This is a genomic window from Paraburkholderia sp. GAS448 (assembly GCF_050435685.1).
Lineage (GTDB): Bacteria > Pseudomonadota > Gammaproteobacteria > Burkholderiales > Burkholderiaceae > Paraburkholderia.
The window spans coordinates 16,669-38,382 of sequence record NZ_JBNDKT010000032.1; the positions used below are offsets into that span (position 1 = coordinate 16,669).

At 63.5% G+C, this 21,714-nt stretch carries 18 protein-coding genes and 2 pseudogenes; 15 read left to right on the forward strand and 5 right to left on the reverse strand.

All coding sequences use genetic code 11. The features are described 5' to 3' along the window. Positions 1–48 precede the first annotated feature (48 nt). From P3T23_RS36515 to P3T23_RS36530, 4 genes and pseudogenes are all read left to right on the forward strand, one after another. Positions 49–1,500 (forward strand): PLP-dependent aminotransferase family protein, encoded by a 1,452-nt coding sequence (locus P3T23_RS36515; protein ID WP_429320927.1) that lies wholly within the window; start codon positions 49–51, stop codon positions 1,498–1,500. A gap of 90 nt (positions 1,501–1,590) precedes the next feature. After that, a pseudogene (locus tag P3T23_RS36520) lies at positions 1,591–1,770 on the forward strand (IS6 family transposase); the annotation flags it as partial. A 145-nt stretch (positions 1,771–1,915) separates the two neighbouring features. After that, the gene (locus P3T23_RS36525; protein WP_429320928.1) at positions 1,916–2,266 is read left to right on the forward strand and encodes a reverse transcriptase N-terminal domain-containing protein; all 351 of its coding nucleotides are present in this window, start codon (positions 1,916–1,918) and stop codon (positions 2,264–2,266) included. Between the two features lie 131 nt (positions 2,267–2,397). Next, positions 2,398–2,598 (forward strand): annotated as a pseudogene (locus P3T23_RS36530) (DDE-type integrase/transposase/recombinase); the annotation flags it as partial. A 33-nt stretch (positions 2,599–2,631) separates the two neighbouring features. Here the strand turns inward: P3T23_RS36530 and P3T23_RS36535 are convergent. Together P3T23_RS36535 and P3T23_RS36540 are read right to left on the reverse strand one after the other, a co-directional pair. After that, complete coding sequence (locus tag P3T23_RS36535) at positions 2,632–2,805, reverse strand: hypothetical protein (RefSeq protein WP_429320929.1); 174 nt, start codon at positions 2,803–2,805, stop codon at positions 2,632–2,634. Further along, positions 2,802–3,770 (reverse strand): LysR family transcriptional regulator, encoded by a 969-nt coding sequence (locus tag P3T23_RS36540; RefSeq protein ID WP_429320930.1) that lies wholly within the window; start codon positions 3,768–3,770, stop codon positions 2,802–2,804. The genes P3T23_RS36535 and P3T23_RS36540 overlap by 4 nt, the downstream gene beginning before the upstream one ends. A gap of 344 nt (positions 3,771–4,114) precedes the next feature. On the opposite strand from P3T23_RS36540, the gene P3T23_RS36545 reads away from it, so the two are divergent. From P3T23_RS36545 to P3T23_RS36585, 9 genes are all read left to right on the forward strand, one after another. Continuing rightward, positions 4,115–5,611 carry a UbiD family decarboxylase gene (locus P3T23_RS36545; protein WP_429320931.1) on the forward strand — a complete coding sequence of 499 codons (1,497 nt, stop codon included), beginning with the start codon at positions 4,115–4,117 and terminating at the stop codon, positions 5,609–5,611. A gap of 13 nt (positions 5,612–5,624) precedes the next feature. Continuing rightward, complete coding sequence (locus P3T23_RS36550; RefSeq protein WP_429320932.1) at positions 5,625–6,290, forward strand: UbiX family flavin prenyltransferase; 666 nt, start codon at positions 5,625–5,627, stop codon at positions 6,288–6,290. Continuing rightward, positions 6,287–9,343, forward strand: a complete 3,057-nt coding sequence (locus P3T23_RS36555; protein WP_429320933.1) for a xanthine dehydrogenase family protein molybdopterin-binding subunit — start codon at positions 6,287–6,289, stop codon at positions 9,341–9,343. The genes P3T23_RS36550 and P3T23_RS36555 overlap by 4 nt, the downstream gene beginning before the upstream one ends. Further along, complete coding sequence (locus P3T23_RS36560; protein ID WP_429320934.1) at positions 9,340–10,161, forward strand: FAD binding domain-containing protein; 822 nt, start codon at positions 9,340–9,342, stop codon at positions 10,159–10,161. Before P3T23_RS36555 ends, P3T23_RS36560 begins: the two co-directional genes overlap by 4 nt. Before the next feature lie 29 nt (positions 10,162–10,190). Then, positions 10,191–10,718 (forward strand): (2Fe-2S)-binding protein, encoded by a 528-nt coding sequence (locus P3T23_RS36565; protein WP_429320983.1) that lies wholly within the window; start codon positions 10,191–10,193, stop codon positions 10,716–10,718. Further along, on the forward strand, positions 10,711–12,297 hold the full coding sequence (locus P3T23_RS36570; protein ID WP_429320935.1) for an AMP-binding protein: 1,587 nt from the start codon (positions 10,711–10,713) through the stop codon (positions 12,295–12,297). The genes P3T23_RS36565 and P3T23_RS36570 overlap by 8 nt, the downstream gene beginning before the upstream one ends. Then, the gene (locus P3T23_RS36575) at positions 12,290–13,096 is read left to right on the forward strand and encodes an enoyl-CoA hydratase/isomerase family protein (RefSeq protein ID WP_063496441.1); all 807 of its coding nucleotides are present in this window, start codon (positions 12,290–12,292) and stop codon (positions 13,094–13,096) included. The genes P3T23_RS36570 and P3T23_RS36575 overlap by 8 nt, the downstream gene beginning before the upstream one ends. Positions 13,097–13,132: 36 nt before the next feature. After that, the gene (locus P3T23_RS36580) at positions 13,133–14,875 is read left to right on the forward strand and encodes a GMC family oxidoreductase (protein WP_429320936.1); all 1,743 of its coding nucleotides are present in this window, start codon (positions 13,133–13,135) and stop codon (positions 14,873–14,875) included. A 112-nt stretch (positions 14,876–14,987) separates the two neighbouring features. Next, the gene (locus tag P3T23_RS36585; RefSeq protein ID WP_408517766.1) at positions 14,988–16,367 is read left to right on the forward strand and encodes an MFS transporter; all 1,380 of its coding nucleotides are present in this window, start codon (positions 14,988–14,990) and stop codon (positions 16,365–16,367) included. Positions 16,368–16,476: 109 nt separating this feature from the next. Here the strand turns inward: P3T23_RS36585 and P3T23_RS36590 are convergent, their stop codons facing one another. The 3 genes from P3T23_RS36590 to P3T23_RS36600 all read right to left on the reverse strand — a co-directional run bounded on the left by P3T23_RS36590 (position 16,477) and on the right by P3T23_RS36600 (position 18,626). Continuing rightward, the gene (locus tag P3T23_RS36590) at positions 16,477–17,418 is read right to left on the reverse strand and encodes a LysR family transcriptional regulator (protein ID WP_429320984.1); all 942 of its coding nucleotides are present in this window, start codon (positions 17,416–17,418) and stop codon (positions 16,477–16,479) included. Between the two features lie 370 nt (positions 17,419–17,788). Beyond that, a complete protein-coding gene (locus P3T23_RS36595; RefSeq protein ID WP_429320937.1) occupies positions 17,789–18,337 on the reverse strand; it encodes a transposase in 549 nt (182 codons plus the stop codon). After that, positions 18,306–18,626, reverse strand: a complete 321-nt coding sequence (locus P3T23_RS36600) for a hypothetical protein (protein WP_429320938.1) — start codon at positions 18,624–18,626, stop codon at positions 18,306–18,308. The genes P3T23_RS36595 and P3T23_RS36600 overlap by 32 nt, the downstream gene beginning before the upstream one ends. A 508-nt stretch (positions 18,627–19,134) precedes the next feature. Between P3T23_RS36600 and uxuA the strand changes: the two genes are divergently transcribed. Together uxuA and P3T23_RS36610 are read left to right on the forward strand one after the other, a co-directional pair. After that, positions 19,135–20,187, forward strand: a complete 1,053-nt coding sequence (gene uxuA, locus P3T23_RS36605) for a mannonate dehydratase (RefSeq protein ID WP_429320985.1) — start codon at positions 19,135–19,137, stop codon at positions 20,185–20,187. After that, positions 20,174–21,709, forward strand: coding sequence for a mannitol dehydrogenase family protein (locus P3T23_RS36610; RefSeq protein WP_429320939.1), 1,536 nt, complete (start codon positions 20,174–20,176; stop codon positions 21,707–21,709). The genes uxuA and P3T23_RS36610 overlap by 14 nt, the downstream gene beginning before the upstream one ends. Positions 21,710–21,714 lie beyond the last annotated feature (5 nt).

The following is a 21,714-nucleotide window of genomic DNA, read 5'->3' on the forward strand; positions in this document are numbered from 1 at the left end:
CAACCGGAGCAGCTCGTGACAACTCTACTTAATTAGCATGACATAATAATGAAGCGCTATCTCCAACTGGCGGCAAAGTTCGAAAAACTGATTGCGAACGGTACGCTCGAGCCCGGCGTGCGGCTCCCGTCGGTGCGCCAGGCGAGCAGTTCGTACCGCGTCAGCCCTTCAACGGTTTTCCAGGCTTACTACACTCTCGAACGACGAGGCCTGATCGTAGCAAGACCTCGGTCGGGTTATTTCATTGCAAGTCGGCCCGCGCTAACGAAATCACTGGCGATTGTTTCAAAGCGAAGTATTGACGAGGCTGATGGCGACAGCTTGGTTATCCGCTTCATGAAGGCTCAACGTCGATGCGCGCATCCGGGGCTTGGCTCTTCGGAGCCAAGTGCCCAGCTGTTCCCGTTTGGCAGGATCTCGCGCTCGTTGACTGCGGCAACCCGGAGGATGGCGAGTTCCCGGAATGCCTTGTCGGCGGGAAAGGCGGAAGCAGATCTGCGTCGCCAGATCGCCCTGCGCTACATTGTCACAGGTGTTACCGTTCCAATCGATGAGGTTGTTGTGACGAGCGGCGCGCTCGATGCACTGATACTGTGTCTGCAGGTTCTGACGCGGCCTGGCGACACCATCGCAATAGAACGGCCCGCTTTCCATGCTGTGCAAGATGCGGTTCAGCGCCTGCATCTGAAGGCCGTGGAAATCCCTGTCGATCCACACCGTGGACTCGACCTCGGCGCATTAGCGGAGGCGTTGCGGCAGCATCCGGTACGGGCTTGCTGGTTTATGACAACGCTGCACCAGCCTACCGGCGCGACGCTCTCCGATGAACGGAAGGAGGCGCTCGTGAGGTTGCTGGCAAAACATGGCGTGCCGCTAATCGAGGACGACGTATTCCGCGAACTGCATTTTGGCTTGACGCCCGCGTATCCGGCGAAGCGCTTCGATTCTAACGGCCTCGTGCTGCACTGCGGTTCGTTTTCGAAGAGCCTTGCGCCTGGACTGCGCCTCGGTTGGGTAGCGGCGGGGCGATACGCCGCGAGAATTGAGCACGCGCGTTGGCTGACGATGGCCCCGGCGTCTGTGCCCCTGCAATGCGCAATTGCCGACTACCTTGAGCATGGTGACTACGACCGGCTTCTGCGCAAACTGCGTCGCGAACTGGCGTCCCTTCAGACCCGGATGGTGGCCGCCGTCGTCAGGTACTTCCCTCAGGGGACATCCGTGGTCCGGCCGCATGGCGGATTCTTTCTATGGGTGCAACTTCCAGAAGGAGTCGAGGCAGTGCAGTTGTTCGAGATGGCGAAAGCGCACGAAATTGCGATAGCACCTGGTGCAATCTTTTCATGCAGCCGCGAATTTCGCCGTCACATCCGGCTTAACTATGGCCGTCCGTGGACCCCAGACGTTGAAAAGGAGATGCACACTTTGGGCATGTTGGCGAGGCGAGCAATGGCTGAGCAAGGGACAACCCGTCGTACTGGGCGCGAAGGAGCGGAATAAATAGCAGGCAAGGAGCCATGATGGTTCTGGTGCAAATACGGTCGGAGAATCGGTTAGAGTTGTCGGAGCAAAACGAACTGATGACCGGCGATGAGCAAGCTGAAAAGTCTGGAGGCGTTGTTCGATGGACGTCGTTTTGATCGGGAGATCATCATTCTGTGTGTTCGGTGGTACCTGCGCTACAAGCTCAGCCTACGCGATCTGGTCGAGATGATGGCCGAACGGGGTTTGTCGCTGGCTCACACGACAATCCTGCGCTGGGTGAGGCGTTCTACCCAACAGAGTTTGCAGAACCATCTATACGGAAGGAAAGCAAATGAGTGCAGCAACACGGGCGTGTGCACCTTCTGGCGTGACGTGGGACGGCATCAATTGGGCCGATGTTTAACGTCAGGTAAGAAGGCTGCAGTCGCGTATGGTGAAGGCGGTACAGGCCGGTCGCCATAACAGGGTGAAAGCCCTGCAATGGCTGCTGACCCACTCGTTCAGCGGCCGTGCATTAGCCGTCAGGCGGGTGACTGAAAACAAAGGCAGGAACACTCCCGGTGTGGACAAGGTAACGTGGAAAACACCGGCGGCAAAGGCCAACGCGATTGCGTCGTTGAAGAGGCGGGGTTACTCGCCCCTTCCGCTTCGGAGGGTTTTTATTCTGAAGAAAAATGGCAAGACGAGGCCGCTCGGCATCCCCGTGATGAAATGCCGCGCCATGCAGGCGCTACATCTGCTGGCGCTGGAACTTTCGAGTGCACCATCTCAATTGCCGTAGAACTCCGCAATACGCCTGAAAATGAGTTGTGCCACCGGGTGTCGACAGACGCCTTTGTAGAGGCTTGAGCCGTATGCTCCTAAAGGCGCACGTACGGCTCTTAGGGGCCGTACCGCAGCAATGCGGTACGGCTACCCAACCAGGACCATCGCCACATCAAGTCAAGAACGAACGTGATGCTTGGATTCAAACGGTTCAGGAGCGCCGCGACCACGATTTCAGGTATCGAATTGACGCAGCGCATTCGCAAGGGCCAGTTCGAGCTCGCGAAGCTCGGCCTCAAGGATGCCGCTGAGCCCGCCGTATGGAATGCGTTCCTGTTCGCTCGATAAGGAATCCTTCCTATAGGAAGCTTCTCAACCCGCTTACCTATTTGCACCAGAACCGTTACAGTTTCCTGCGTATCGGGCTGCGGGCGGCGTCGGCTTCAGCGATGCCGCCGTGGTGAAGCGGCCAATCGCAAGGCCGGTCGCGGGATCGATGCTGTCGACGGCGGGCGTGCCGGTCCATTCGCCAGCGATCCAGTGAAATGCGTTCATGCAGAGGCTTCCTTCGAGGATGACAAGCCAGGGGGTAACCGGTGCGTGCCGCCATCGGTCGGCGCCGATTCGCTCGACACTTCACGTAATTCGTCGGCGATGATGGTGATCAGCGCTTCGGCAGCAGCGCTCAACGGCCGCCGCGGATGACTGATGCGCACGATATGGCGTACGATGCGCGGCGCGAGAATCGGATAGGCGCGCAACGCCCCTCGACGCACTGCGCGCTCAACCGCGATGCGCGGCAGGATCGTCGCAAAGCGGGTGCTTTCGACGAGCTTCACGATCGTGCTCAACACATCGATTTCGAAGCGCGGCGCAAGCAGCACGTCCTCATGCTGCGCGGCCGTATCGAGCACGCCGCGCAGGCCGTGGCGCTTGGTGGGCAGGACGAGTTCGAGTTCGGGCAGTTGCGCGAACTCGATCGCATGCGGCAGTTCGGGGCCGTGTTCGGCGCTGGTGACGAGCACCATCTCTTCGTCGAGGAGCGGCTGCGAGTCGAGCGACAGGCGCGAGCGCGGCTTGTTGATCAGCGCGGCATCGAGCTGGCCGCCCGACACCCAGTCGATGAAGGTCGCGGTGTAGCCGTCGGCGACGGTGACTTCGACATGCGGATAGCGCGCGTGAAAGCGTGACAGCGAATCGGCGAGCACGCTTTCCGTCACCGATGCGATCAGCCCGATCGACACGTGGCCCGTCACGATCTCGTCGCGCTGAACCATTTGCTGACGCGCATGCGCGAGATCGCGGATGATCGGCAGAAAGAGGCGATACATCAGCCGTCCGGCGGCGGTGGGCGCCATGCCGTGCGCGCCGCGGTCGAACAGTTGCTGATGCAGTTCTTCCTCCAGCTTGGCGATCTGCATGCTGAGCGCCGGCTGCACGATGTTCAGGCGCTTGGCGGCGCGCGTCACGGAGCCGTCCTCGAACAGCGCGATGAAATACTGGATCTGCTTCAGGTCCATGCGAGGTCCATTTGACGTCCAGGGGGGCGCCGCGGGGTGCATCACGAAAGTTAATATCCGCTGCGCGGTCCATCAGGTCGCTCACGAAAGCCGGTGACAACCGCACACCGCGTAACTGTCTGAATAGCTGAGAAAGACCCTTGCCGGAAGCGTTGCCTATTGATAACCGAGCGCACGAAGGGCGTCATCGGGGCTAACACTGATATCAGAACTAGTGATAAAAGACATCAAAAAACAATATTAGAAGTTATAGCCCGTTCTCGCTACGCTTCATTCCAACTTGCTGCATGTCCGCCCGACAGACTCGTTCCGGCGCCCGACGGCAAGCACCGATGGAGACGTAAATGAACTCACGCGATGCCGCAGCCAGCGGCACACCTCAATCCTCATGGGCGCCGCAGAGCACCGCGCCGACGCTGCGCCACTGGCTTGAACGCCTGTCGGCTTCGGGCCGCGTCGCGACGATCGATCAACCGGTTTCACTCGAACACGAACTCGCGGCAGTCGCCAAACGGCTCGACGGCGAACAGGCCGCCATCTTTCTCAAACCCGGCGGCCACGCCATTCCGGTGGTGAGCGGCTTCATGTCGAAGCGCGCATGGATCGCCGAAGCGATGGGCGTGCCCGAGGCCGCGCTGCTCGAACGCTTTCGCGATGCGGCCGGCCATCCTGTTGCCTGGCACGAATTGCCACGCGAAGAGGCCGCGTGCCAGCAGGTCGTCCACACGCAGGGCATCGATCTGCACGCATTGCTGCCGATCCCGACACACAGCGAGCACGACAACGGTCCCTACATCACGGCGGGCCTCGTGATTGCGCGTAATCCGCGGACCGGCATCCAGAACGTGTCGATCAACCGCATTCAGGTGCACGCCCCGGACCGCATGGCGATCCTGATGTTGCCGCGTCATCTGCTGGCGTTCTATCAGGCCGCGGAAGCGGCGGGCGACGCGCTCGACGTGGCGATCGCGATCGGCGTCGATCCGTTGACGATGCTGGCGTCGCAGGCCATTTCCCCGATAGACAACGACGAACTGGAGATCGCCGGTGCCTTGCACGGCGCGCCGCTGCCGGTCGTGAAATGCGTGACGAACGACGTGCGTGTGCCCGCGTTTTCGGAAATCGTGATCGAGGGCCGGATCCTGCCCAAGGTGCGCGAGCCCGAAGGTCCGTTCGGCGAATTCCCGAAGTACTACAGCGCGCGCGAAGCGCGTGAGGTGATCGAGGTGACGGCGGTCACACACCGCGAACAGCCCATTTATCACACGATTATTCCGGCTGAAATGGAGCATCTGCTGCTCGGCGCCATTCCGCGCGAAGCGACATTGCTGGCGCATCTGCAGCGCAGCCATCCGGGCGTGAAAGACGTGGAGTTGTCGGTGGGCGGCGTGTGCCGGTATCACCTGTGGGTCCAGTTCGACAAGAAGCGCGAAGGCGAAGCGAAAAACGTGATTTTGTGCGCGTTCGGCGCGCACTACGACATCAAGCAGGTGGTCGTCGTCGATACCGATGTCGACGTGCACGATCCCGCCGAAATCGAATGGGCGATCGCCACGCGCTTCCAGGCGGATCGGGATCTTGTGATTGTGGCCGGCGCACAGGGCTCGCCACTCGATCCGTCGACGACCGTCGGCCAGCCCGACGATGCGCCGCCGCACATGCAGGGTGTCAGCGCCAAGATGGGTCTCGACGCGACGCGCCCGGTCGTCTATCCGGCACATGTATTCACACGCGTACAGATTCCGGGGCAGGACAGCGTCGATCTCGACCGGCTCGTCGCCACGAGCAACGCGGCGTTCGATGCCTACCTGCACAGCGGCCAGCTGCGCGACGCGGTCTGAGCGAGGCACGGCCATGCAGTCAACGCAAACGCGTGAACGGATCGTCGTCGGCATTTCGGGTGCGAGTGGGGCGGTCATCGGCGTGCGGCTGCTGGCGGCCTTGCGCCGGCTCGGCACGCGCGAGACGCATCTGATCGTGTCGCCGTCGGGCGCCATTACCGCTGCGCAGGAGCTCGGTCTCACGCGTAGGGACCTCGATGGCCTTGCCGACGTCGTGCACAACGTGCGCGACATCGGCGCGACGGTGGCGAGCGGTTCGTTTCTCACCGCGGGCATGGTGATCGCGCCGTGCTCGATGAAAACGCTGGCGAGCGTCGCCAACGGTTTCGCCGACAACCTGCTGACGCGCGCCGCGGACGTGATGCTCAAGGAGCGCCGTCGCCTCGTGCTCGTCGCGCGCGAAACGCCGCTCAATCTCGCCCACTTGCGCAACATGACGCTCGCCACCGAAATGGGCGCGATCGTGATGCCGCCGGTGCCCGCGTTCTATGCGCACCCTCAAACCGTCGACGACATCGTCGATCACACGGTCGGCCGGATCATGGATCTGTTCGGCATCGAGCATCGCGAGATTGCGCGCCGCTGGAGCGGTCTTGCCAGTGAGTTCAACCGACGCGACAACGACGAGGGCGACGACGCCGATGCGACCGGCGCGCGCGCACAGGGAGCAGTGAAATGAATCAGCGCGATACAGATGCCGAACTGGTTGCGGATGCACGCGCCGCTGGCGAGCCCGAAACGTCCGCTGAACGCCAGCGCCATGTGGGCCGCTCGATGGAACGCCTCGAGGATCCGGCGATCCTGACCGGCCGCGGACGTTACGGCGACGACATCGCCGTGAAACCCGGCACGCTGCACGCCGCGGTGTTGCGCTCGCCGCACGCCCATGCGGAACTGCGCAGCATCGATACGGACGCTGCGCTGAAACTGGCCGGCGTGCGCGCCGTGCTCACACGTGACGATCTGCCGGGTTGGTCGCGGCCGTTCGTGGTCGGCGTGAAGTCGCCGATGGAGCAGTGGGCGCTCGCGATGGATCGCGTGCGCTATGTCGGCGAACCGGTTGCCGTGGTGCTGGCCGAATCGCGTGCGCTTGCTGAAGACGCGCTCGATCTGATCAAGGTCGATTACCAGACGCTGCCGCCGGTGACGTCGATCGAAAACGCGATCGCCGACGATGCGCCCGTTCTGCATCCAAAAGTCGGCACGAACGTGATCAGCGATCGTCACTATCGCTATGGCGAGCCCGAAGCGGCATTCGAACGCGCGCCGCATCGCGTGACAATCGACGCGCACTATCCGCGCAACACGTGTGCGCCGATCGAATGCGGCGTGGTGATCGCCGAGTATCTGTCCGGCGATGAAGGCTATGACGTCACGTCGAATTTCATGGGGCCGTTCTCGCTGCATGCGGTGATGTCGATGGCGCTGAACGTGCCGGCAAATCGTCTGCGGCACAAGGCGCCGCGCGATTCGGGCGGCAGCTTCGGCGTGAAACAGGCGGTGTTTCCGTACGTGGTGCTGATGTGCCTTGCGTCGCGCAAGGCCGGTGCACCGGTGAAATGGGTCGAGGATCGCCTCGAACATCTGAGTGCGGCCACGTCGGCCACCGCGCGCCTGACGACGCTCGAAGCCGCCGTCGAAGGCGACGGCCGCATCACCGCGCTTTCATACGACCAGATCGAAGACTGCGGCGGCTATCTGCGCGCGCCGGAGCCTGCAACGTTCTACCGGATGCACGGCTGCCTGACGGGCGCGTACGCGATTCCGAATCTCGTCGTGCGCAACCGCGTGGCGCTCACGAATAAAACGCCGACGGGCCTCGTCCGCGGTTTCGGTGGACCGCAGGTGTATTTCGCGCTTGAACGTCTGATGCAGCGCATCGCGATCGAACTGAAGCTCGATGTGCTCGACGTGTATCGCCGCAACTTCGTCGCCGCCGATGCGTTCCCGTACCGCGCAGCAGCCGGTGCGCTGCTCGATTCGGGCAACTATCAGGAAGCGCTGCGCCGGTCGCTCGCTGAAGGCGGCTACGACGAACTCGTCGCGCGTCGCGATGCTGCGCGCCGCGAAGGGCGTCTGTACGGCATCGGCTTTGCGGCGATCGTTGAGCCTTCCGTCTCGAACATGGGCTACATCACGACCGTGATGCCCGCCGAGGCGCGCAAAAAAGCGGGCCCGAAGAGCGGCGCAATTGCGAGCGCGACGGTCAGCGTCGATCTGCTCGGCGGCGTGGTCGTGACGGTTGCATCGACGCCGGCGGGGCAGGGACATATGACGGTCTGCGCGCAGGTCGTAGCCGATGTGCTTGGTCTGAATCCGCAGGACATTGTCGTCAACGTCGAGTTCGACACGCACAAGGACGCGTGGTCGGTGGCGGCAGGTAACTATTCGAGTCGTTTTGCCGGTGCGGTGGCCGGCACGGTGCATCTGGCAGCGATGCGTGTGCGTGGCAAGGTAGCCCGCATCGTCGCGAAGCAATCGGGTTGTGCGCCCGAGGACATCTGTTTCGAAGAAGGCCGCATCTTTGCGAAGGGCAAGGAAGACCGTGCGATGCCGTTTGGCCGCGTCGCGAGCAATGCGCCGCACTGGGCGCCCGCGCTGTTGCCAGAAGGCGAAGAGCCGGGCCTGCGCGAGACGGTGTTCTGGACGCCACCGCACATGGACGCGCCCGACGAGCAGGATCGCATCAACACATCGGCGGCCTACGGTTTTGCGTTCGACATGTGCGGCGTCGAAGTGGACCGCGCAACCGGCCGCGTGCGCATCGACCGCTATGTGACCGCACACGACGCCGGCACGCTGCTCAATCCGGCACTCGCCGACGGCCAGATTCGCGGCGCGTTCGCGCAGGGCCTGGGCGCGGCACTGATGGAAGAGTTCCGCTACGGCGCAGACGGCAGTTTCCAGTCGGGCACGCTCGCCGACTACCTGATGCCGACCACCTGCGAAGTGCCTGATCCGGTGATCGTGCATCTGGAAACGCCGTCGCCGTTCACGCCGCTCGGCGCGAAAGGGCTCGGCGAAGGCAACAACATGAGCACGCCGCCGTGTATCGCGAATGCAGTGGCCGATGCACTCGGCGTCGAGGATATCCGCTTGCCGCTTACGCCCGCGAAGGTGATGCACCTGATCGGCATCGACGATCCACCGCCTTCGCGTCCCGAGTTACGTGAAGCGGCAGCTGCCGCCGCGCCGAACAAGGCGCTTGCAGGCGGCAAGGCGCTGACGGCGCGGGGCACTGTCGATCTCGACGCCACACCCGAAGCGATCTTCGCGGTGCTGATGGACCCGCAGGCGCTCGCGAAGGTCATTCCAGGCTGCCACGCGCTCGAAGCGACCGGACCGAACCAGTATCGCGCGGATGTGACGGTCGGCGTCGGCATGATCAAGGCGCGCTTCGAAGCGCGGATCGGGTTGTCGGATATCGACGCACCGCATCGTCTGCGGCTGGCGGGCGCCGGCAGCTCGCCGCTTGGCACCGCGCGTGGCGAAGGGCTCGTCGAACTGACGCCCACGGAGCAGGGCACGCGGCTGTCGTACGACTATGAAGCGCAGGTGTCCGGCAAGGTTGCGGCAGTCGGCGGACGGATGCTCGAAGGCGCGGCGAAAGTCGTGCTGCGGCAACTGTTCGAATCGCTGGGCCGGCAAGCGTCAGGCAAACGCGTCGACCAAGGCCGCGCGCAAGGCTCGTGGCTGTCGCGCTTCCTCGCATTCTTCAGGAGCAGAACATGAAACCGGCGCCGTTCGATTATCTGCGCGCGACGAGTACGGAACATGCGCTCGAAGCGCTCGCGCATGGCGGCGAAGACGCACGCGTGCTGGCCGGCGGCCAGTCGCTGATGGCGGTGCTGAACATGCGCCTCGCGCAACCGCGCTGGCTCGTCGATATTTCCCGCACCGACGAGTTGAATACGGTGCGTCTCGACAACGAGGCGGGGCAGCTCGTTATCGGTGCGGCGACGACGCAGGGCAGCGTCGAGTGGCGCCCGTCGCTGCGCGACGAAGTGCCGTTGCTCGCTCTCGCGTTCCCGCACATCTCCCACTTTCAGATCCGCAATCGCGGCACCGTATGCGGCTCGATCGCTCACGCGGATCCGAGCGCTGAGTTGCCTCTCGCATTGGCAGCCCTGGGCGGCGATGTGCTGCTGCGCTCGACAAAGCGCAAGCGCGTGCTCGCCGCCGAGGACTTTTTTCAGGGGATGTTGATGACGGCGCGCGAGCCGGACGAACTCGTCGAGGCGGTGCGTTTTCCGCTGAAAAAGCCGGGCGAGCGCTACGGCTTCGCGGAATTCTCCGCACGTCATGGCGATTTCGCCCTGGTGTCGTGCGCGGCGGTGATCACGGATAACGCGATCCGGCTCGCGGTGGGCGGCGTCGCCGACCGGCCGGTGGTGGAGCGCTGGCCGCTTCTGCAGGGCGACGACCTGCGCACTGCATTGAACGATTTGAGCTGGAAGCTGGGCGCGCAGGACGACGCGCATGTCAGCGCGACGTATCGCCGGCATCTGGTCCGGCAACTGGGATGGCGCGTGATCGAGGAGGCGAAGTGAGCAAGACCCCGAAGACCCCTGTTAATACCCTGCCGCAGGGCATACAACCGCGCGGCGAACGGCGGCGGATCACCGTGACGCTCAACGGCCGCGAACGGAGCGGCTATTGCGAGCCGCGCGATCTGATGTCCGATTTTCTGCGGCACGAACTGGGCGCAACCGGCACGCACGTCGGATGCGAACACGGCGTGTGCGGCGCCTGCACGGTTCACATCGACGGTATGGCAGGACGTTCGTGCCTGATGCTCGCGGTGCAGGCGGACGGCCGCCGCATCGATACCGTAGAAGGCCTCGCGCCCGACCAGACGCTCGGCGACCTTCAGCAGGCGTTCCAGCGTCATCACGCGCTGCAGTGCGGCTTCTGCACCGCCGGCATTCTGATGTCGTGCGCCGACTATCTGAAGCGCGTGCCGGATCCGAACGAGGCGCAGGTGCGCGACATGCTGTCGGGCCATCTGTGCCGCTGTACCGGCTATACGCCGATCGTCGCCGCCGTGCTCGATGTGGCGGCGCGCCGGCGCGACGCGCAGGAACAGAAGGAGACGAGCGATGCTTGATCTCGGCCGAACCTTTCTGCAAAGCGTGGAGCGTAGCCCGAACGCGCTGGCGCTCGTCGATGGTGAACTGACGCTCACGTATGCGCAGTGGCACCGGATTATCCTGAACCTTGCGGACGGTCTGCGCGAACTTGGTCTCGCACACGGCGACCGTCTGCTCGTCGTGCTGCAAAACCGCTGGGAAATGGCGACGCTGCACTGGGCGTGCCAGTTCGCCGGCGTGGCGATCGTGCCGCTGAACTGGCGGGCGAAACCCGATGAGCTCGATTACTGCGTGACCGATGCGGGCGTCAAAGCCATCGTGTACGAGCCGGTTTCCGCCGAAGCCGTCACGCAAAGTGCCGCCGCGAAGGCCGTTGCGCGCATTGCGCTGGACGATGCGGCGGGCGCGTCGATTTCGTTCGACGCACTGCTGCGCGAGCGTCGGCGCGAAGGCGCAGCTACTGTTGCGGCCACCCCGCAGGCCGCCGCGGAAGACTACTCGCTGATCCTCTACACGTCCGGCACCACGGGCAAGGCGAAGGGCGTGCCGCGCCGGCATCGCCACGAACGCGCCGCCGCGCTCGCGCACGTCGCACAGAACCTCTATCGCCACGGCGAACGCACGCTCGGCGTGATGCCGCTCTATCACACGATGGGCGTGCGCTCGCTGTTGTCGATGGCGCTCGTCGACGGGCTGTTCGTCTGCGTTCGCCGCTGGAATGCGACCCTTGCGCTCGATTCCATCTGCACGTACCGGCTGACGTGTCTGTATCTGGTGCCCACGCTCTATCACGATCTGCTCGCCGCGCCGGAGTTCGCGCGCACCGACAAAAGTTCGGTGACGAAACTTGGCTTTGCCGGTGCGCCGATGAACGACGGTCTGCTGAAGCGTCTTTCGGCTGCTTTCAAGCCGGAACTGTTCGTCAATCACTACGGCTCGTCCGAGGTCTACACGTTCAGTATCGATCAGGAGGCGACGCTCAAACCCGGCAGCGCGGGCCGCGCCGGCATCAATACGCGGCTGCGCGTCGTGAAGCTCGACGCGACGTCGCCCGACGAACTCGCGCAAACCGGCGAAGAAGGCCAGATCATCGCGGATCTGCTCGGCGACGAGTCCTTCGAGGGCTACTGGAACCGGCCCGACGCGAACGCGAAGTCGTTGCGCGACGGCTGGTATTTCACCGGCGACACCGGCTACTTCGATAACGACGGCGATCTCTTCGTGTCGGGCCGCGTCGACGACATGATCATCAGCGGCGGCGAGAACATCTCGCCGGTCGATATCGAATCGGTGTTGTCGCTGCATCCGGCGGTGGACGAAGTGGCCGTCGCTGGCGTGAAAGACGAGCGCTGGGGGCAGCGTGTCGTCGCCTTCATCAAGCGCAGCGAATACGTCGAAGCCCAGGCGCTCGATGACTTTTGCCGGACTTCCGATCTCGTCAACTTCAAGCGCCCGCGCGAATACGTGTTTGTCGACGACATTCCGAAATCGCCGGTCGGCAAGATCCTGCGCCGCAAGCTGTCCACGGGCGAGTACGAACCGGAGCACGGCGCCGCACAACCTGACAGAACCACGAAAGGAGTAACACATGACTGACCTGACTCATCGCGGCCAGACGCTGCTGCAGGAACTCGACGGCTTCTCGATCGAAATCGACGCCGCGCGCGAACGCGCCGACATCATCCTGCACCGCCCGCCGTTCAACGTGATCTCGATGCATGCACGCGACCAGCTGCGCGCCGCATTCGAAGCACTCGACGAGGACGACCGCGTCCGCGTGATCGTGCTGCGTGCGAAAGGCGAGCACTTTTCGAGCGGTGGCGACATCAAGGGCTTTCTCGAAGCGTCGCCGGAACACGTGTCGAAGCTGGCGTGGAATGTCGCCGCGCCCGCACGGTGCTCGAAGCCGGTGATCGCGGCCAATCGCGGCTTCTGCTTCGGCGTCGGTTTCGAACTGTCGCTCGCCTGTGATTTCCGCATCGCGACCGACACCAGCTTCTACGCACTGCCGGAACAGAAGCTCGGCCAGATTCCGGGTTCGGGCGGCTCGGCGCGTCTGCAGAAGATGGTCGGCGTCGGCCGCACGAAGGACATCGTGATGCGCTCGCGCCGCATTCCGGGCAAGCAGGCGTATGACTGGGGCATCGTGGTCGACTGCGTGCCCGATGCGGAGCTCGAAGCAGCGACCGATGCACTCGTCGACGAGTTGCGCGCCTTCTCGCCGCTCGCGCAGCGCACTGCGAAGAAGCTGCTGAACGACACCGAAGACGCGCCGCTTTCGATCGCGATCGAACTGGAAGGACATTGCTATAGCCGGCTGCGCAGTTCGGACGATTTCCGTGAAGGCGTCGAAGCGTTTCATGGCAAACGCAAGCCCGTGTTTCGCGGTAGCTGATAGCAGCGCATAGATCGAGCAATTCAGGAGACAGGCATGGAGCGGGTAAGCGCGCGTTTCGATTATGTGATCGTCGGCGGAGGGTCGGCAGGATGCGTGCTCGCGCATCGGCTGTCGGCCGTGCCGTCGGTGAGCGTCGCATTGATCGAGGCGGGCGCGGATACGCCGCCGGGCGCGGTGCCGGAGGCGATCCTCGACAGCTACCCGATGCCTGTTTTCTGCGGGGAGACCTGGATATGGCCTGAGCTCAAGGCGAAGGCCACGCGGAAGTCGGCGGCTAAAGTCTATGAGCAGGGCCGCGTGATGGGTGGCGGTTCGAGCATCAACGTGCAGTCGGCCAATCGCGGCCTGCCGCGCGACTACGACGACTGGGCCGCCAGCGGTGCGGCAGGCTGGGCATGGGATGACGTGCTGCCGTATTTCCGCAAGCTCGAGAGCGACGTCGACTTTCCAAATGGTCCGCTGCACGGCGCGGATGGACCGGTGCCGATCCGCCGCATCATGCCGCAGCAGTGGCCGCCGTTTTGCAACGCGTTCGCCCACGGATTGCGCAGCAACGGCTTCGCGGCGTTGCAGGACCAGAACGCGCAGTTCGACGACGGCTATTTTCCCGGCGCGTTTTCGAATCGCGACGACCGGCGCGTATCGACCGCGGTCGCCTATCTCGATGCAGAAACACGCAAGCGGCCGAACCTGCAGATCTTTTCGAACCTGCGCGTCGAGCGCATCGTGATGGAAGGGGTGGCTGCACGCGGCGTGGTTGCCGTTTCGCCGCAAGGCGAGCGACTGCGCTTCAACGCGCGGGAAACGATCGTGTGCGCCGGCGCGTTGCAGTCGCCGGCACTGCTCATGCGCGCGGGCGTGGGCGACGCGAGCGAACTGCGCGCACTCGGCATTGAGTGTGTGCTCGATCTGCCGGGCGTCGGGCGGAATCTGCAGGACCATCCGTCGCTGACGTTCTGTCATTTTCTCGAGCCGCGCTTTCGCATGCCGCTCGCAAGGCGCCGCGCCAGCATGACGGCAGCGCGATTCACGTCGGGCGTCGCGGATTGCGAGGCGTCCGATCTGTATCTGTCGAGCGCGACGCGCGCCGCGTGGCATGCACTCGGTAACCGGCTGGGCCTGTTTTTCCTGTGGTGCAACCGTCCGTATTCGCGCGGCCGCGTGCAGCTCGTCTCGAGCGATCCGTTCGCCGCACCGCAGGTCGATCTCAACCTGCTCGACGACGAGCGCGATGTCGCGCGGCTCGCCGCGGGCGTGCGCATGCTGGCGCGCGTGGTCGCGGCCTCGGGACTGAGCGAGGATCAGCGCGACTTTTTCCCCGCCGCTTTTTCGCCGCGCGTGAAGGCGTTGAGCCGCTTGAGTAAAACCAATGCGGTGATCACATCGCTGCTGGGGCTGCTGCTCGATACACCCGCACCGATGCGGCGGGCGTTGATCAAACGCTTCTTCACGCGCGGCGTCCAGATGTCGTCGGTACTCACAAACGAGCGGGCATTGAACGACTTCATTCGCGCGAACGTGTTCGGCGTCTGGCATGCGAGCGGTACTTGCCGGATGGGCGACGCGCGCGAGCGCAGCGCCGTGACGGATACCGAAGGGCGCGTGCATGGCGCGCATGGGCTGCGGGTGGTCGATGCGTCGCTGATGCCGCGTCTGCCGTCAGCCAACACGAACATTCCGACCATCATGATCGCCGAGAAGATCGCCGACACGATGCTCGGCAAGACGCAGTTTGCGGCGCAAAACCAGCGCGGTCTGGCTCGCCTGACGTCATAACGATTTTCGTCAACGCAACAAGAACGCGCCGTGCCTTTGACGAGGCCGAAGCGCGTCGCACATCGGGTGAGTTCACATCTGGGCCAGCCCGGTATCAACTTAGGAGATGATGATGTCCGTTGCAGCGCAAAGTGGCGCCGCCGTGCCCGCAATCAACAGGCGGCAGGTGATGGGCGCAGTGGTAGCCTCGTGTCTGGGATGGGCACTCGATCTGTTCGATCTGTTCGTCCTGTTGTTCGTCGCACCGGTCGTTGGCCGGTTGTTCTTCCCCTCCGAGCACGCGATGCTGTCGCTCGCCGCGGTGTATGCGTCGTTCGCCGTCACGCTGCTGATGCGGCCGCTCGGATCCGCGTTGTTCGGCTCGTATGCGGACCGGCGCGGCCGCAAGGGCGCGATGATTCTCGCGGTGGTCGGCGTCGGTCTGTCGACGGCGGCGTTCGGTTTGCTGCCGACTGTCGCACAGGTGGGCGTGATCGCGCCGGTGCTCTTTCTGCTGCTGCGTCTGGTGCAGGGCGTATTCGTCGGCGGCGTGGTGGCGTCGACGCACACGATCGGCACGGAATCCGTTGCGCTGAAGTATCGCGGTGCGGTGTCGGGGCTGATCGGCGGCGGCGGGGCAGGCCTTGGTGCGCTGCTCGCTTCGCTGACGTATCTCGCGATGTCGTCGCTGTTTCCCGGCGACCTGTTCGACGTGTGGGGCTGGCGCTGCATGTTCTTCACCGGGATCATCAGCTCGGTGCTCGGACTCTTCGTCTTCAACAGCCTCGAAGAATCGCCGCTGTGGAAGAAGCTTGCCGCGGAAAAGGCCGCGCGTGCCGCCGCCGACAAGACGCGTAATGCGCCGGTCGAGGTGGTTCGTTCGCCGATTCGCACGCTATTCTCTCGCGACTATCGTTCGATCCTCTTCGTCAACCTGCTGCTGACGATCGGCGGCGGCAGCGGTTATTACCTGACGTCGGGTTATCTGCCGACCTTCCTCAAGGTCGTCAACCACGCACCGAATGGGACGGCTGCTGCGATCCTTATGTTGTGCAGCGTGGCCGTGGTGATCGCATCGGTCGCGGCCGGTCACCTGAGCACGTTCATCGGCCGCAAACGGACCTTCATCCTGCTCGGCGCAATCCGTCTGTTTGCATTGCCCGCACTGTTCCTGCTGTTGCCGACGGCGCAGACCATCACGATGGTCGGTGTCTACGCGGTCATCCTGAGTGCGCTCGGCAGCGCCGGTTATGCGCCGATTCTGATCTTCCTGAACGAGCGGTTTCCGACGGCGATCCGCGCGACTGGCACGGGTCTGTCGTGGAATATCGGCTTTGCGATCGGCGGGATGATGCCCACGCTCGTCTCGCTAGTCGCGAAGACGCCACTCGATCTGCCGATGACGCTTGCCGTGTTCGTCGGCGCGATCAGCGTGATCTTTCTCGTCGGCGCGTTCGTCGTGCCGGAGACGCTCGGCAAGCTCGACAACACGCCAGTGCGCGACCCGTACTGATCGCGCGACCGCGCGCGATAGGCCGACTTGCGTCGCGCCGTTCGCTACCCGCAGCGATGCGCGTAGCGACGCGCGCCAGCCGGCGGAAGGCCAGCACCAGCGAAGCGGCTCACGCCTGGTTGCCGTTGGCCGGATCGGGGTCCGCGATCTCGATCCCCGTTGTGACGCGGCGGATCTGGTCGGCGATGATGTCGATGAGCTCGGTCGTGGCAGGACCGATCGGCCGCTTCGGATGGCTCACGCAAACGATGTGACGCACGATGCGCGGCGCCGAGATCGGGGTCGCGCGCAGCAGGCTGTCGTCGACCTTCCGCTGCACGACCACGCGCGGCATGATCGTCGCGATGCTGCTTTGTTCGACAAATTGCACGATCGTGGTCAGCAGGTCGATCTCGAACTGCGGCTTGATCACGATGTCGGCATTCAGCAGCGCGGCGTCGAGCACGCCGCGCAGGCCGTTGCGGCGCGTCGGCAGCACGAGTTCGAGCTCCGTCAGCGCGGATGCCGTAATGGTGTCGGGCAGCGCAGGGCCGTGTTCCGCGCTCGTGACGAGCACCATCTCTTCGACTACCAGTGGAGACGTATCGAGCGACAGGCGCCCGCGGGGCCGGTTGATGATGGCCGCGTCGAGCCGGCCCGCTTCCACCGCGTCGATCAGTTGCGCGCTGAAACCATCGGCCACCGACACCTCGACATGCGGGTAGCGCGCGTTGAATAGCGCGAGCGATTCCGGCAGGACGCTCTGCGCTTCCGACGCCACCATCCCGAGCGAGATATGCCCGGCCACGATCACATCGTGCCGGCAGAGCTGCTCGCGCGCGTGGTCGATGTCGCGCATGATCGGCATGTAGAGGCGGTACATCTGCCGTGCGGCGTCGGTGGGGGTCATGCCATGCGGGCCGCGCTCAAAGAGCTGGCTGTTCAGTTCCGTTTCAAGCTTGGAGATCTGCATGCTGAGCGCGGGCTGCACGATATTGAGCCGCTTCGCGGCCCGCGTTACGGAGCCATCTTCGAACAGCGCGATGAAATACTGAATCTGCTTTAGATCCATGAGCCGGGAGGCGAGGGAGCGATGGCCAGACATCGAGTGTAACGACATCGACGTGTGGGGGTCAACGGCGAACCTGATTTCATCTTGAAGGAAGCACACTGGTTCCTCGAGATGCCTGAGCTTGATGGCGCGACGCGGCATGGGCGCTCATGCTTGAGAATTTCGTTTACAACTGGTTGCGGGTTTCACTCCAGGGCGAACTGGAGGCAGTGAAGTGATGTGGCGTGAGCGCGCCGGGGCGGTTCAAGTTGCGAAAATGTCGACATTTATATTATTTTTAGTGATAGTTTGTCAGGATTGCAGATGGAGTTGACGTGACACTTCATGGCGCCGAGCGCCATCGCCACGGTTCTCGCACGGGCGTCGATGATCAGCCGTAGTGCCGCAGATTGATCATCGGGTAAGCAAGGGTCTTGAATGCATAGTGGACCCGCCTCAGACGCTCGAAGCGAAGCAGCAGGCGCCGGAACATGTCCTCCCAGGCGAAGACCCGCTCGATGGTCCTGAATCGCTCCTCAAAAATTGCCGGATTGAACTGCAGTTTGCGGCCCCGCGGGTTTTCGGGAATGTTGGGAATCATGTCTCGGTTGAAAATCGCCTTGCGGTTGGCCCGGCAGTCGTAGACGCCGTCCAGGCTGATCGTTGAGCCTTGCAGGTTCATGCCAATAGCGCGGGCGATGTGGTTCAATCTGGGCAGCGCCTCACGCAGGAGCGGCGATTCGTTGCGGTTGCCCGGGGCCGAAATGAATGGCGGGATCACGTTGCAGCGTCGATCGCAGAAGGCAACCACCTTATCGCCTTTCAGGTGCTTGTGGCCGCTGTACCCCAGGTTGTCGCCGCCCTTCTTCGCGGGAGTGGTCGTGCCGTCGCCGTGGATGGCCGTGAGCTCAAGCAGCCCGTCCTGATGAAGCTTGCGCACCGAGCCCGCAAAAATCCTGCCGTTGCAGCCATCGGCCTGCCATCGCCAAAATGCCCGATAGATTGGATTTCAGAGCGACCTTCGGCATCCTTTCGATCGGCAGCGCCTTCCACTGGCATCCCATGTACAGCAACTGCAGAATGTAGTTGAAGATCCTGTGCACCCCCGGCGCCGGTGCCGGACCACGCCGACCCGTACTCAGATGCGGCAAGACAAATTGCTCGAACTGCGCAAGGCTAAATTTCGTCGGAATCGTTTGCCAGCATTGGCTTCCAGCCATCAGTGCCATGCACAAATCTGGACGTTAACCGATCTGGCACCGCCGATCAAAATCCCAAGCCTGACGCGGCTCGCAGACAAATTCAACCGCCTCATAAAACCCGCAACCAGTTGTTAGCGATATCGATTCGCCCGCGTCGCGCAACGTGTTTTATGTGAGGACTTAGGGCCTGCGGGCCAGCGACTTATGTAGCACTGCCGCCGTTGGCTGAGCGAGAGGAAGACGGGGAACTGAACGAGTCGCGCGTGCTGTTTCTGACAGCAGACGGGCGGCAAGCTTGCAGCTCCATGTATTCCATAATCGTATAGATAAAGCATTATTCTTCATTATAAAGGCATGTCAATCGCCGCTAGTATGCAGAGTCCTGGCTGTGCCCCCGCGTGAAACCGACAGGCGCACGGCGTCGATCCGACGCGTCGCCGCGCTGGGCCGATGCGGAAGGGCTAACCAACCATTCACTGATACGCAGCGTCGCCGAAGGCGAAGCGAGCGTGTGGGAGGAGACTCGAACGTGAAAATGACCTTTCGCTGGTATGGCGACACGGACCCCGTGCCGCTCGCTTACATCCGTCAGATTCCCGGCATGGTCGGGGTCGTCTCGGCCATCTATGACGTGCCTGTGGGCGAGGTGTGGCCGATCGACAGGATCCAGTCGCTGAAGGAGAAGATAGAGGCCCACGGCCTGACACTGGAAGTGATAGAAAGCGTGCCGGTGCACGAGGACATCAAGCTCGGCAAAGCGACGCGCGACACGCTCATCGCCAACTACGGCCAGACGCTGCGTCACCTCGGCGCCTGCGGCGTCAAGGTGGTCTGCTACAACTTCATGCCGGTTTTCGACTGGACCCGCACCTCGCTGGAAATGCCCCTGCCCGATGGATCGACGACGCTCGCGTTCGACACGCAAGCGCTCCGCGAGCTCGACGTTAGCCACGGTATCCAACTGCCCGGGTGGGACGCGAGCTATCAGCCCGAGCAGTTGAGAGCCCTGCTGCGCGACTACGAAGCGCTTGACGAAGCCGGTCTCTGGGCCAATCTCGACTACTTCCTGCGCGCGATCATTCCGGTGGCCAAAGAAGCCGGCATCAAGATGGCGATCCACCCCGACGATCCGCCGCGGCCGATTTTCGGGCTGCCGCGCATTGTGAAGAATCGTGCGGACCTGCAGCGCGTGCTCGCCATCGTCGACGATCCCGCTAACGGCCTGACGCTGTGTTCGGGGTCCCTGGGCGCGGACCTGCAGAACGATATTCCGGCACTGGTGCGCGAGTTCAGCGCGCGTGGCCGGATTCATTTTGCACACCTTCGTAACGTGAAAACCAATGCCGCAGGCGATTTTCATGAGACCTCGCATCGCTCGGCCGACGGCTCGCTCGACATGGCGGAAATCGTCAAGGCCTACTTCGAAACAGGCTTTGAAGGCTATGCCAGGCCCGACCATGGGCGGATGATCTGGGGTGAAACGGGCCGCGCCGGCTATGGGTTGTTCGACCGTGCGTTGGGTGCGGTCTACCTGAACGGCATCTGGGAAGGCCTCGCCAAACATCCGGCCGATCATGCGGCTGAGTAATACCTGCCTGGCTTCGCTCGCAGCGCGCACCGATGGCGAAGTCGTCGTTCCCGCCTACGATCGCGCGAGCCTTGCACCAGGCATCGTCCATCTGGGCCTCGGGGCGTTTCATCGCGCGCACCAGGCCGTGTACACCGAGCACACGTTGCGCGCTGGCGATCACCGCTGGGGCATCGTCGGCGTGTCGTTGCGACGTGCGGACACGTCGGAGGCGCTCACTCCGCAGGATCATCTGTATGCCGTGGATGTGCGCGACGGCACCGCGGATTCGTTCCAGGTGGTCGGTGCGCTGATCTCTTCGTTGGTCGCGCCGCAGTCGCCCGCCGCCGTGCTCGATGCGATGACCGATCCGCGCTGCCATATCGTCAGCTTGACGATCACCGAAAAAGGCTATTGCCGCAATCCGGCCAGTGGCGTGTTGCAGTTCGATCATCCCGACATTGCCCATGATCTGCGCGAGGCCGCCGCGCCGCGTAGCGCGATCGGCTTCGTCGTACGCGCGCTGGCGCTGCGCCGCGCGGCCGGTGTGGGCCCGTTTACCGTGCTGTCGTGCGACAACCTGCCGTCCAACGGCGACACGATGCGCGCGTTGACGCTGGCGTTCGCGCGCAAAGCGGATCCTCTGCTGGCCGACTGGATCGAGCTAGAGGGCGCATTTCCCAACACGATGGTGGATCGGATCGTGCCGCTGACCACGGACGCCGATCGCATGCGCGTAGCGAAGCAACTCGGTGCCGACGATGCGTGGCCGGTGATGACCGAGCCGTTTTCGCAATGGGTGATCGAGGACCGCTTCGCGGGACCCCGGCCGGCGTGGGAGCGTGCAGGCGCGACGCTCGTGGGTGACGCGCGTCCCTATGAGCAGGCCAAATTGCGGATGTTGAACGGCGCGCATTCGGCGCTCGCGTACCTCGGGTCGCTGATCGGGTACGACACCGTCGATCAGGCGATCGGCGCGCCGGCGGTGCTGAACTTTGTTGAAAGCATGTTGCGCGATGAGGTGGAGCCGACGCTGACGCGATCCGCTTTGTCCACCTATCGCGCTGAACTGTTCGCGCGTTTTCGCAACACCGCGCTCGATCACCGTTTGCAACAGATCGCCGCCGATGGCTCGCAGAAATTGCCGCAGCGCTGGCTGGAAAGCGTGCGCGCCAACCTGAAAAGCGGCGCGCCGACCGAACGCCTCGCCTTTGCGCTGGCCGGCTGGATCGCGTACCTCAGCGGTCGGGACGAGACAGGCCGCACCTACGCCATCGCGGATCCCCTCGCCGACACACTGACCGAGGCGGTCCGCTCGACCTTGCACGCGGATGCCGTTGATGCGGTAGAAACACTGTTCGAAATCGAGTCGATTTTCGGAAGCGATCTGCGTGCACAGCCGCGCTTCGTCGCGCAAGTCGCACGCCATCTGGTGGCGATTCGCGCGCAAGGTGTCGTCAAAGCCATGAACGCTTGTACCGCTTCAGGCCATGCACGTAGCCGCAGCGACCGCCGCGTTCTGGCGAGTGGCAGCCCTAAATAACCGGA